Source organism: Acinetobacter amyesii, from assembly GCF_023499985.1.
GTDB lineage: Bacteria > Pseudomonadota > Gammaproteobacteria > Pseudomonadales > Moraxellaceae > Acinetobacter > Acinetobacter amyesii.
Window position 1 is genome coordinate 30707 of sequence record NZ_JAMCOU010000031.1, and the last position, 12551, is coordinate 43257.

The 12551-nt window shown below is 42.0% G+C and carries 8 protein-coding genes and 1 pseudogene; 8 read left to right on the top strand and 1 reads right to left on the bottom strand.

Annotated elements, in window-relative coordinates; genetic code table 11:
- Positions 1-133: 133 nt before the first annotated feature.
- Positions 134-3550, bottom strand: a complete 3417-nt coding sequence (locus tag M5F03_RS08805; protein WP_249708059.1) for an Rne/Rng family ribonuclease — start codon at positions 3548-3550, stop codon at positions 134-136.
- A gap of 394 nt (positions 3551-3944) precedes the next feature.
- Here M5F03_RS08805 and M5F03_RS16710 point away from each other — a divergent pair.
- From M5F03_RS16710 to M5F03_RS08840, 8 genes and pseudogenes are all read left to right on the top strand, one after another.
- Positions 3945-4253 (top strand): annotated as a pseudogene (locus M5F03_RS16710) (hypothetical protein).
- Between the two features lie 55 nt (positions 4254-4308).
- Positions 4309-5280, top strand: coding sequence for an RluA family pseudouridine synthase (locus M5F03_RS08810; protein WP_180024491.1), 972 nt, complete (start codon positions 4309-4311; stop codon positions 5278-5280).
- Between the two features lie 151 nt (positions 5281-5431).
- Positions 5432-6100 (top strand): HAD-IA family hydrolase, encoded by a 669-nt coding sequence (locus M5F03_RS08815; protein WP_111884106.1) that lies wholly within the window; start codon positions 5432-5434, stop codon positions 6098-6100.
- A gap of 689 nt (positions 6101-6789) precedes the next feature.
- Positions 6790-7587 carry a 2-keto-4-pentenoate hydratase gene (gene mhpD, locus M5F03_RS08820; protein WP_078189749.1) on the top strand — a complete coding sequence of 266 codons (798 nt, stop codon included), beginning with the start codon at positions 6790-6792 and terminating at the stop codon, positions 7585-7587.
- A gap of 36 nt (positions 7588-7623) precedes the next feature.
- On the top strand, positions 7624-8520 hold the full coding sequence (locus tag M5F03_RS08825) for an acetaldehyde dehydrogenase (acetylating) (protein WP_078192779.1): 897 nt from the start codon (positions 7624-7626) through the stop codon (positions 8518-8520).
- Between the two features lie 11 nt (positions 8521-8531).
- Complete coding sequence (dmpG, locus tag M5F03_RS08830; RefSeq protein WP_111884105.1) at positions 8532-9551, top strand: 4-hydroxy-2-oxovalerate aldolase; 1020 nt, start codon at positions 8532-8534, stop codon at positions 9549-9551.
- 537 nt (positions 9552-10088) lie between these two features.
- Entirely contained in the window at positions 10089-11357 is a 1269-nt protein-coding gene (locus M5F03_RS08835; RefSeq protein ID WP_249708061.1) for an OprD family outer membrane porin, read from the top strand.
- Positions 11358-11651: 294 nt separating this feature from the next.
- Positions 11652-12509, top strand: coding sequence for an alpha/beta fold hydrolase (locus tag M5F03_RS08840; protein WP_078192776.1), 858 nt, complete (start codon positions 11652-11654; stop codon positions 12507-12509).
- The last annotated feature ends 42 nt before the right edge of the window (positions 12510-12551 follow it).

The window sequence follows — 12551 nt, forward strand, 5'->3', positions numbered from 1 at the left end:
AATTTGCAGCAAATTCTACAATTGTCTTTTAATCGTTTCGATCTAGTGCAATCAACCTAATTTGACAAAAGTATCAAAAAAAAACCAGTCACCGAAATGACTGGATTTTTTTATTCACCTGCAAAATAGCAAATTACTGCTCAGTTGCGGTGTTTGCTTTTTTCGGTGGACGACCGCGAGGACGACGAGGGCGTGCAGGTTTTTCACCTTCAGCGGCCGAGTTTTCGTCTACAGGAACCTCAACTTTCTTTTCCGCTTCAACGGCTTGAGCTTTTTCTTCTACTGGTTTAGTAGGAGCTTCAGACACTTCTTCCGTCTTTTCAGGCTGCGCACTCACATCCAGTTCAGCTTGAACGGGTGTCAGTACTTCAGCTTGAACGGGTTCAGGTGCTTCAGTTTGACCTGCAACGTCGGATACATTGGCTTCAACTGTAGCAGCTTTAGCTTCTGCAACTACAGGCGCCTCAATAGCAGTGTCTGCGACAGGCGTAGCTTCCACCTCAGCATGTGCTTTTTTCGCTTGTTCAGCGGCAAGTTTAGCAAGGCGACGACGCTCACGTGGGTCATTAGCAACACGTTTATCTGACACAGGCTTTGGTGGTGTCAAATCCAACATTGGCGCTGGTTCAGCTTCAGGTGCAGCTTTTGTAACTTGAACATCACGAGTGACAGGCTTTTTCTCTACAGCTGCTTCAGCTGCAGGTGCAGTCAAAGTCGCGGCATATTCTTCCGTGAATTTTTGCAATGCACGGTTGAATGTTGGAATTAAGCCAAATTGCTCAATCAGTACTGAGCAGTCTTCACCGTATACATGCTTAATCAAGCTGCTTACAGTGTATTGACCCAGTGTCGGCACTTGAGATGGCGAAATTTTCGGAGCCTGTGCTTGTTGAGCGCGAGCTGCACGTTGTTCGCGGCGGCGTTGACGTGGGTCATTGCTTGCACGAGACGGTTTTTGCTGAGCATGCTGTGGTTTATGTCCTACTTCTTTTGTTTCAGTCGCAGGTTTTTCCACTTTTTCTGCTTCAACGACAGCGGCTTTTTGGACTACTGGGGTTTCTACAGGTTTTTCAACTGCTGGGGCAGTATTTAGCGCTACGATTTCGCTTTGAGCTTGATCAACATTTACTACAAGTGCTGTTGGTATCACGTCTTGACGTGGTGCATCAACAACTTCAACTTTAGGTTGACGTTGATTGCGGTTTTCAGATTGTTGCTCAGTTGCAACTTCCTGAGCAATCACTTGCTCGTTCAATACGCTTTGATCGCGGTGGCGATTTGGGCGATTTGGACGTTGTTGGTTGTTGCGGTCACGACGTGGAACAGACTGCGGTTGCTCATTATTTTGAACATCTTGCTGTACTTGTTCGTTGTTGTGTTGACGGCGTGAGTTACGGCGGTTTTCACGTTGGTCTTGACGGTTGTCTTGGCGCGGTTCTTGACGTTCAGAACGTTGCTCTTGGCGTTCGTTTTGACGTGCTTCGTTATTGCGCTGCTCTTGACGATCTTGACGTGAAGGTTGTAACACTTCTTCATGAACTTGATGCGGTTGAGCTTCTTGTTCACGTGGTTCTTTATGCTTAGTACGCTTTTTGTTGTGACGTTTTTCTTCACGGTCAGCTTTTTCTGAATGGCTGTCACGTTCTTGTTTGTGCACAACAGAAGAAGGCGCAAGGTAAGCATTATTGTCTACGACAACAACAGGCGCTGCCGATGCAGGGGTAATTTGACCAAACTGGCCACGGCTTGCAGCACCGCTATTTACCATTTGTTCAATTGCAGCAGCGGCATTGTTTGCAGTACGCGACTGGTCAACGGTTGCAGCTTGTTTTTGAACAAATAAGTTTTCTAACCATGCACATGGACTAGATGATGCTGCAGGAGCGGCAACTTGTGCAGGTGCTTGTTGAGCAGCAACGGGTTGTTGCTTATTCTTTTTGTGGCCTTTTTCTTGTTGTTGCACAGGTGCTTGTTGCTGAGCAGCAGCGGCCTGTTCTTCACCTAAATGCCATTCAGATGCTTCGTAACCCAATTCTTTTTCGCTAGAACGTGTTGCTTCAGTACGTTCATAGCTTGTCGGTGCAAAGCCTTCAGGGTTATACGAAATTTCGTAATGTGGTGTTTCTAGGTGAGGGTGTGGAAGTACAGTCACACGTACATTTGAAGTTTGCTCAAGATATACAAGGCTGTGACGCTTTTCATTCAATAAGAATGCAGCAATTTCAACAGGCACTTCAACTTGAACTTCACCATGACGTTCGCGTAGCGCAATTTCTTCCACTTTACGCATAATTGAAAGTGATAAAGAACGTAGGTCACGTACCATACCTGTACCATGACAGCGTGGGCACACATAACCTGTGGCTTCTTCAAGCGATGGACGTAAGCGTTGACGGCTCATTTCCATCAAACCAAAGCGTGACAATTGACCGAATTGGATACGCGCACGGTCACTTTGTGTTGCTTCACGAAGTTTAGCTTCAACCATACGTTGGTTACGGTCTTTGGTCATGTCGATGAAATCGATCACAACTAAACCACCGATATCACGTAAACGTAATTGGCGAGCAATTTCTTCTGCAGCTTCAAGGTTGGTATTGAGCGCTGTATCTTCTACGTCGCTACCACGTGTTGATTTTGCAGAGTTAATATCAATTGAAACCAATGCTTCAGTTTGGTCAATCACAATTGAACCACCAGAAGGAAGTTTTACTTCACGTTCATAGGCAGTTTGGATTTGACTTTCAATACCAAAATGAGCGAATAACGGTTCATTTAAAGTATAGGTTTTTAATTTGTCGATTTGACGTGGCATCACTGCTTTAACAAAGTTATACGCTTCGTTATACGCTTGCTCAGAGTCAATTAAAATTTCAGCAACATCATCACGTAAATAGTCACGGATCGCACGTGTAACCACACCGGCTTCTTGGTGAACCAACATTGGTGATGGACCTGAACTTGATGTACTTTGGATTTGTGCCCAAAGGTCCAGCAAGTGTTGCAGGTCAAGTTGCAGTTCTTCTTGAGAACGACCAATACCTGCAGTACGTACAATCACGCTCATACCACGAGGGACATTTAAAGACGCCAACATTTCTTTCAATTCTTCACGAACTGAACCTGAAATTTGACGGCTAATACCGCCACCTTTCGGGTTGTTTGGCATCAAGACCAAATAACGACCAGCAAGAGAGATAAATGTAGAAAGGGCAGCACCTTTATTACCACGCTCTTCTTTTTCCACTTGAACCAAAAGCTCAGTGCCTTCAGTGATCAATTCGCGGATGTTTGAAGTTTGGCGAGGATCGGCTTTGTAATAAGAATTAGCTATTTCGCGCATCGACAAGAAACCTTGACGACCTGCACCGTATTCAACAAATACAGCTTCTAAAGACGGCTCTACGCGAGTCACATGACCTTTATAGATATTCGATTTTTTTTGTTCACGGGTACGATTCTCTAAGTCAAAATCGTAAAGACGCTGACCAGTGACAAGTGCAACGCGAATTTCTTCGGCATGTGTTGCATTAATCAACATACGTTTCATGGGTGTAACACCTAATAGTGATACACAGAAGAACATCGCCTGACTCGTAGCGAGCATCAGATAGCATGGATCAAGTTGCACAGATCGAAAAACATCATCTGTGCATGTGTACCGACCTTCTTTGGGTGGGCAACGGTTTTTGATTCACGTATTGATGATGGCAATACGGCTTCAATCTTTTAAACGATTAAAGTCACCTGAACGCGTTTCACTGGCGGACAAACGGTGCATTGGATGTGAGTAACTTTCACTGTCACATTGCTCGAAGAGCATCCATTCATATCTGATAGAGCGTCTTGATACGGAATTATCATCGTACCTTTACAAACTGTGCAGATCCAATGCATCAAACGTTGTGGCCTGAACACGATTTCCAGGGAGCGACTGGTCTGATGTGTATCAGTTTACGTTTAAAAACCAACCTTGGTTGGCACATATTTTTTTGGGGCAAACTGTTTTATGTACCTACGGCACAATTAAACGCAACAGTTTGCAGTTTTGCCGATATAATAAGCCTTCGGCGTCGGCATAATTCTTTTGGGACCTTTCCGAGCTAAATGAGTAATTGCTTGAAAGTTCAATGACAGTAAATACTGAAATGAATCAACTTTTACTCAGTTACGGTGGTTTCCGTGCGCTGACTATATCAAACCTTGCATCATCTGCCTATGGGCTAAGCTTATGTTTCTTGCGAAAAGTATAGCTTAAATGATCAATTTTTAATCAATTTTAGTATTTTTTTAGGTCACAGTAACTGTATGAATTCTACGCAAGAATGGCAAAGCGTCACCTGGTTTGAAGTGGACGAGCATCAGGCGGGTCAACGTATTGATAATTTCCTGTTTAGTCGTCTGAAAGGTGTGCCTAAAAGTCGCATTTATCGTCTGATTCGTGAAAGCCAAGTCCGCGTCAATAAAAAACGCGTCAAAGCGGAAACCAAACTCAATATTGGTGACCAAGTTCGAGTTGCTCCAATTCGTTATGAACAAAAAAATGAGTCTGCGGTTCCCGTATCGGACAAAGTGGCACAAAGTTTACTGAGCCGTGTGGTGTACGAAGATGAAGGCTTAATGGTGGTAAACAAACCTTCTGGTATTGCTGTTCACGGCGGTAGTGGTGTGGCGTATGGCTTGATCGAAGGCTTACGTGCCGCAACAGGGAAGAAATACCTTGAGCTGATTCACCGAATTGACCGCGACACTTCTGGGTTGGTAATGATTTCGAAAAAACGTAGTGTGTTAAAAAGCCTGCAAGACATGTTACGTGAGCACAAAATCCAAAAAACTTATGCTGCTGTGGTGAAAGGTGTGGTGAGTTTGGATAAGCAGCTCATTGATCAGCCTTTGCATCGTTACGAACTGGCAAATGGCGAGCGTCGTGTTCGTGTATCACCTAAAGAAGGTAAAGAGTCGAAGACGCTGTGGAACGTGAAAGAGCGTTTTATGCATGCCACATTGGTGTATGCGTCTCCACTTTCGGGCCGTACCCATCAGATCCGTGTACATGGTTTAAGTATTGGTCATCCATTGGTGGGCGATGAAAAATACGGTCATGAAACTGAATACCGTGGTCCAAAGCCACGTCGTTTATGTCTGCATGCTATGCGTTTAGAAATTCCGGGTTACCAAACCATTGAAGCGCCATTGCCAGAAGATATGCAAAGCCTTGTGGCGCAGCTACGCGCACAAAAAGCCGACAAAGTGGTGAAGTCTTCAGAAGATGACGAGTAAGTTTTAAATACGAGACTTCTCTCCCTGAGCAGTACTGCTTCGCATGTTTTCTTTCGCCCTCTCCTTTAAGGAGAGGGCCGGGGTGAGCTAAATAAATTGATGCACTCCAGAATCTGAATTACCAAACACTGAATCAAATCTAGGAAAACGTATGAACTCAGCTGTAAAACTAGTCATTTTCGATTGGGATGGCACTTTATTTGATTCTGTGGGTCAAATTGTAGCGAGTTTAAAATTTGCAGCAGATCAATATTCACAGCCGCTGACCGATGCTGATGCGAAAAGTATTATTGGTTTAGGTCTGCCGGAAGTCGCACAGCGGTTATTTCCGACGGTTCCTGAATTGCACAGCGACATTTTGCAAAGTTATGCCGATCACTATGTGGCCCATTCCAAAGGGGATATGTGGTTTGATGGTGTCGCGGATATGTTGCAGGAATTACGCGATGCCGGTCTACAATTGGCTGTTGCAACAGGAAAAAGTCGTAAAGGTCTAGACCGTGTCTTGGCTCAAACGCAAAGTCATGAGTTGTTTCGTGCGACACGTGCAGCCAGTGAAACCAAATCTAAGCCAGATCCGTTGATGTTGGCAGAAATTTTGGCGGAAACAGGACTACGTGCCGATCAAGCCATTATGGTTGGTGATACGTCGTATGATTTAGAAATGGCCCTCAATATTCAGATGCCACGTGTAGGCGTGAGCTATGGAGTGCATACTGTAGAAACACTCCAGTGTTTTCAACCCTTACATATTGCACATAGCGTAGGTGATTTGACTGAATTTCTACTAGAACACGTGAAATTACGTCTAGCTGTATAGTTTTAGATACAAACGAGTAAAAAGGGTGAAATTTGTTTTCACCTTTTTTGTTACCAAATGAATAGTAACGCAAGCTCTACTTGATGAAATGAGTAAATTCAATTATTTAAAAAAGTAATAACACTAGATTTTTCTACAATAACAAGCAGTCTTCTAGCAAATTTACCTTAAAAAGTTGAGCGCAACTATTTGGCCTTTTACCACAAGCTGGAATAGATTTTTTGTTTGAATTTTTGGTTTTATCTTATTGTTGTTTATTGATTTATTTTTAAATTTCCAATTTATTAAACTAAATCATATGAAATTGAACACCTATGTGTAAAAGCTGGCCTGACGCTAAAATAATCTTTTAATCTTATCTTTTAGTCGTATAAGCCAAGTTTTTTAGTAGAGATTCAGATTTAAGGGCGAAAAAAATAGTGAATTTTATTTAATTATTTTGACTTAAGTTTTTGAATATTAATAATAAATAATGATTAATTTATAGCTAATAGCTATAGTCATAAATAAAATAAGTATTGGTATTCACTTTCTAAAATCTCGATGCTAAATGCATCTAAACATAACGTGTAGTATGTCAAGTGAAATGCTTTAGGCGAATCCTGACATGACTTTCATCACTTTGATTTTGATGGTGATCGGGATGAAACACGTTGTGCATCCAATTTTTGCAGTTTAAGGAAACATTGATGTCGAATTCTGCTGTTGTTGAATCAGTTGCGCAAGCATTACGCGATGCGGAAGTAAATCAGGCTGCGATTGCACCGATCCGTCCACAACTTGGTGGTGAAAGTGCTGATGTAGATATTGCTTATGCCGTTCAAGAAGTGAATACCAAACGTGCGGTGGCAGAAGGTCGTCGCCTTGTAGGTCGTAAAATTGGCTTAACATCAAAAGTTGTACAAGCGCAGTTAGGCGTTGATCAACCTGACTTCGGTATGTTGTTTGCTGACATGGCGTATGGCGATGGTGAAGAAATCCCTGCTGGTTTATTGATTCAGCCAAAAGTTGAAGCAGAAATTGCTTTGGTGATTAACCAAGATTTGACCAAAGAAAAACACACCTATGCAGACATTATTAGTGCAACAGAATATGCACTGCCTGCCATTGAAGTGGTCGATAGCCGTATCGAAAACTGGAAAATCTCGTTGATTGATACTGTGGCAGATAACGCATCTTCAGCAGGTTTTGTACTGGGTTCTAAGCCGGTAAAACTTGCAGATCTTGACCTTGTAAATTGCAAAATGGTCATGACGCGTGGTGAAGAAGTGGTTTCACAAGGTGTGGGTAAAGCGTGTCTTTCTAACCCATTAAATGCAGCAGTGTGGTTGGCTGACGAAATGGTTCGTCGTGGTCGTCCATTGCTTGCAGGTGACATCGTATTGACCGGTGCCTTAGGCCCAATGGTTGTGGCAAATCCTGGTGATGAATTCAAAGTTGAAATTGAAGGCTTTGGTTCTGTGACTGCAGCATTTGCAGCGAAATAAGCTTGGGTTTTACGGAATTTTTAAGAGTACACATTCATGAAAAAGATTAAATGTGCATTGATCGGTCCAGGGAACATTGGTACTGACTTGCTTTACAAACTTCAACGCAGCGAATTTTTAGAACCAGTATGGATGGTTGGTATTGACCCGACGTCTGAAGGTTTGGCTCGCGCTGCTAAAATGGGTTTAAAAACCACTGCTGAAGGCGTAGATGGTTTACTTGCACACGTAATTGAAGACGACATTAAAATCGCATTTGATGCAACTTCTGCCTATGTTCATGCTGAAAACAGCCGTAAATTGAATGAACTTGGCGTGTTAATGATTGACTTAACACCTGCTGCAATCGGTCCATTCTGCGTACCACCAGTAAACTTAGAAGCGTTATTGGATGCCGGTGAAGTTCCGAACGTCAATATGGTGACATGTGGTGGTCAGGCAACGATTCCTATGGTTGCTGCGATTTCACGAGTTCAGCCTGTTGAATATGGCGAAATCATTGCAACAGTATCAACAAAATCTGTGGGTCCAGGTACACGTAAAAACATTGATGAATTTACTCGTACGACTGCTGGCGCTATTGAAAAAGTGGGCGGTGCGAAACAAGGTAAAGCGATCATCATCATTAACCCTGCTGAGCCACCACTGATGATGCGTGATACTGTTCACTGTCTTGTTGAAGGTGAACCAGATCAAGCAGCAATCACTGAATCTGTACATGCGATGATTCTTGAAGTTCAAAAATATGTACCAGGTTACAAACTTGTAAATGGTCCTGTATTTGACGGTAACCGTGTTTCAATCTTCTTAGAAGTTGAAGGTTTAGGTGATTATCTTCCTAAATATGCAGGTAACCTCGACATTATGACTGCGGCAGCTGCACGTACTGCAGAAATGTTTGCAGAACGCGTATTAAACACTGCTGAAGCTTAAGGAATACCAAAATGTCTAAGATTATTATTAATGATATGACTTTACGTGATGGTATGCATCCTATGCGCCATCAAACTACACCTGAACAAATGGTTGCCATTGCAACTGCTTTGGATGATGCAGGTGTACCTTTAATCGAAGTTACGCATGGTGACGGCTTAGGCGGTAACTCTGTGAACTATGGTTTTGCAGCAGCAACCGATGAAGAATACCTAAAAGCGGTGATTCCAAACCTAAAACAGGCGAAAGTATCTGCACTTTTACTTCCTGGTATTGGTACGGTTGACCATTTGAAAATGGCACATGATGTTGGTGTAGCAACCATTCGTGTTGCAACGCACTCAACTGAAGCTGACGTTTCTGAACAGCACATTACTGCTGCACGTAAACTTGGCATGGACACTGTGGGCTTCTTGATGATGGCGCACATGGCAACTCCTGAAAAACTTTTGGAAGAAGCCAGCAAAATGGTGTCATACGGTGCAAACTGTATTTATGTGACTGACTCTGCTGGTTATATGTTGCCTCAAGACGTGACTGACCGCGTGGGTATTTTACGTGCCAACCTGGCTTCAGAGATCGAAATCGGTTTCCACGGTCACCATAACTTAGGTATGGGTGTTGCGAACTCTGTTTCAGCGGTTCAAGCTGGTGCAACGCGTGTCGATTTAGCTTCTGCAGGTTTAGGTGCAGGTGCAGGTAATACTCCACTTGAATTGTTTGTTGCGGTTGCCAACCGTATGCAAATGGAGACAGGTGTGGACTTGTTTAAAGTTCAAGATGTTGCGGAAGATTTAATCATTCCAATGATGACACATCAGATCCGTGCTGACCGTGATGCAGCAACTTTAGGTTATGCCGGTGTTTACTCATCATTCTTGTTATTCGCGAAACGTGCTGAAGCGAAATATGGCGTTTCTGCGCGTGAAATTCTTCTTGAGCTTGGTCGTCGTGGTACTGTTGGTGGTCAAGAAGATATGATCGAAGATTTGGCATTGACCATGTCTAAAGCAAAAGAAGCCAATGCTTAATTTGCTTTAAATCAAAAAGCGCCCGAAATGGGCGCTTTTTTTATGTCTCAACTGACTATATGGGCTTGGTTTTTAGTTGAGATTGAATTGATGCATAGAAAGCGGATTGAAATAAGAAAAGTTCTGCGAACCAATGGCTGATTTCGAGCAGCCATAGTATTAAAATTTAACTTTAAGTTGTTGATGATTATATAAATTAAATATTATGTGATAGCTAAATTTTATAACTCAAATAAGGATAAATCTCAGTAAAAAACTTTCATTAAACTTAAAAGCAATTAATACAGCGTATGTAATTGCGAAAAATAAAAAACTTTCTATTTTACGTTAATAAAACATGGGGTTAATTTAATCAGTCGTTCTAAATGATAAAAAAGAGTTATTGTTTTAATCTCTAAGGAAAATAAGCAGAAATAGCTTCCAAAGTTCAAGTTGTACAAAAGCCTGATAAACCTTAATACTGTAGTCGGATTTTTTTCCAAGGTATTGTTGAGCATGATGGTGCCATAGCTTAATTTGATTACTGGGAAATAAGCCATGCGTCGTCAAAATTTATGGATAGCAATTCTTGCTGCGACAGCAACATTAGGAACATCTGCAACTTATGCGGACTTTGTTGACGACAGCCAAGTACAATTGAAATTTAAAAACTTCTACTTAGACCGTCAAATTAAAGAAAATCCGGCGGGTAACTGGGGTTCATGGTCACAGGGTGTGACTTTGGATGCCAAGTCAGGGTATCAAGATATTGGTGCAGGTATTCAAGTGGGTGCTGACCTTTTGGTTCAACATGCATTTAAACTTAATGCACGTGATAAAAACCCAGACTGGATCTTGCCGCACGATGGTAAAGAATCAAAAGATAACTTTGGTAAAGTGGGCGTGACCCTTAAAGCCAAAGTATCTGAAACTGAGTTGAAAGTGGGTGAGTTATTACCAGTGTCTCCAGTGTTGGTTTTCGATCCATCTCGTCAGCTAATGACGACTTATAGCGGTGCATGGTTAGAATCGAAAGAGATTAAAGATACCAAGTTAACTTTGGCATACATTGACGGGATCAATAACCGTTATGACAACCAATTCCGTGATTTAACTTTATTTTCACCAGGTAAAGAGCTGCCGAATGGAAAAATAGGTCATTTTGACAACGGTCCAGCATCTGACGGGATGTATATTGCGGGGATTGACCATCAATTTACACCTGAAATTGGTGGTAGCTATTGGTATGCCGATGTTCAAGACATTTACACACAGCAATATGTCGGCGCGAACTATAAAACTAAGTTAGGTGACAAAGCCAAACTGGATAGCCATATCCGTTATTTTGACAACTCAGATTCGGGTGACAAACTGTATGGCGAAATTGATAACCAAGCGTTATCGGTAGGTGCGAAAGTGAATTACGGTTCGCATACCTTTGGTTTGGGTTATCAACAAATGTTTGGTGATAATGCATTCCCAACACTGGGTGGATGGGTGCCGCAGCCGTACTTAGTCAACTGGGGTATAGCAACATTTACTGCAAAAAATGAAAAATCATGGGGCTTTACTTATGGCTATGATTTCTCAGAAATGGGTGTGAAAGGCTTAAATACAACTGCTGTGTATTTCACAGGTTCAGATGCAGAAATTGCTGGTCTTAAAGATCAGAAGTCAGATGAATTGAACTTAATTGTGAACTACACCGTGCCTGAAGGTAAGTTGAAGGGCTTAGGCTTCCAGGCAATGTATATCGATGCCGATTTCGATTACAAATCTGACTTGCAAGAGTACCGTGTCGCGACAACTTATACCTATAAGTTCTAATTTCTCAGGATAAAAAAGAGGGAAGTGGATTCATTGCTTCCCTTTTTATTTGCTGGGTTATTTAAAAAAGAAATACCTCAAAGATTTTATGGATATATTTTTGAGTTATATATTTAAAAAACAATAACTTAAATTATAGTCTATTTGTTGTTTATGATCGTAAATATGTATCAGTTAGCAGTGGCTGAACAGGTAATATGAGACTGTAAAAACCACAAAATCCAAAAGAGTCCCCCTTGTGTTTAAATCCGTTATGGATTGAAACATAAGCTCTACGCAATACGAGGAGCATGTATGAGCACTGTTCAGATTCCTGACTATACAACTGATTCATTCTTTGGTTTAGAAGATAAATGGATTGAAACTGCTGAAGGCGAATTAACGCATTACCACGAAGTGGGTGAAGGTACACCAATTCTATTTTTACACGGTTCAGGTACAGGTGTATCTGCTGCTGCAAACTGGTGGTTAAACCTTCCACAAATTGGTGAACAAGCACGTTGTATCGCTATCGATACGATTGGTTATGGTCAAACTGTTGTTGCACCGAATACTGCTTATGGTATCCGTGCTTGGGTTGATCACGCTGTACGTACGTTAGATGCCCTAGGTATTGAAAAAACTTGGTTAGTGGGTAACTCACTCGGTGGCTGGTTAGCATTCCAAATGGCTTTGGACTATCCAGAACGTGTATTGGGTATCGTGTCTATGGGTACAGGCGGCGCGAAACAAACTGCAGCACTTAAAGCACATGCGAACCCTGTATTAACCGAAGAAGGCATCAAGAAAACCTTGTCTATGTTTGTTGTAAACAAAGACTTGATCACAGACGAATTGGTAAAAGTACGTTTTGCATCTGCTGCAAATGACTATGCATCAAATCGTTTGATGGATGTTGTTGGCGCACGCGACCGTGACCGTTTCGAATTCCCACTCGACTTTGAAAAAATGAAAGACATTACTGTGCCAGTATTGCTTATTCATGGTGTACAAGACGTGGTGATTCCTGTATCTCGTACGTGGGATATTTTGAATACCGTTCCTCATGCTGATGCGCATATTTTCAGCCAATGTGGCCACTGGTCTCAAGTTGAAAAAGCAGAAGAATTCAACACCGTGATTAAAGATTATTTAAAAGCGCGTGGTGTGTAATTTCTTGTCACTGACATGAAATTCAAAAAAAGGATGGTTTTG

Bases quoted from the DNA above. Each gene is read 5' to 3' on its own strand.
- M5F03_RS08805 (WP_249708059.1), bottom strand. From the start codon at position 3,550: ATGAAACGTATGTTGATTAATGCAACACATGCCGAAGAAATTCGCGTT.
- M5F03_RS08810 (WP_180024491.1), top strand. From the start codon at position 4,309: ATGAATTCTACGCAAGAATGGCAAAGCGTCACCTGGTTTGAAGTGGAC.
- M5F03_RS08815 (WP_111884106.1), top strand. From the start codon at position 5,432: ATGAACTCAGCTGTAAAACTAGTCATTTTCGATTGGGATGGCACTTTA.
- mhpD (WP_078189749.1), top strand. From the start codon at position 6,790: ATGTCGAATTCTGCTGTTGTTGAATCAGTTGCGCAAGCATTACGCGAT.
- M5F03_RS08825 (WP_078192779.1), top strand. From the start codon at position 7,624: ATGAAAAAGATTAAATGTGCATTGATCGGTCCAGGGAACATTGGTACT.
- dmpG (WP_111884105.1), top strand. From the start codon at position 8,532: ATGTCTAAGATTATTATTAATGATATGACTTTACGTGATGGTATGCAT.
- M5F03_RS08835 (WP_249708061.1), top strand. From the start codon at position 10,089: ATGCGTCGTCAAAATTTATGGATAGCAATTCTTGCTGCGACAGCAACA.
- M5F03_RS08840 (WP_078192776.1), top strand. From the start codon at position 11,652: ATGAGCACTGTTCAGATTCCTGACTATACAACTGATTCATTCTTTGGT.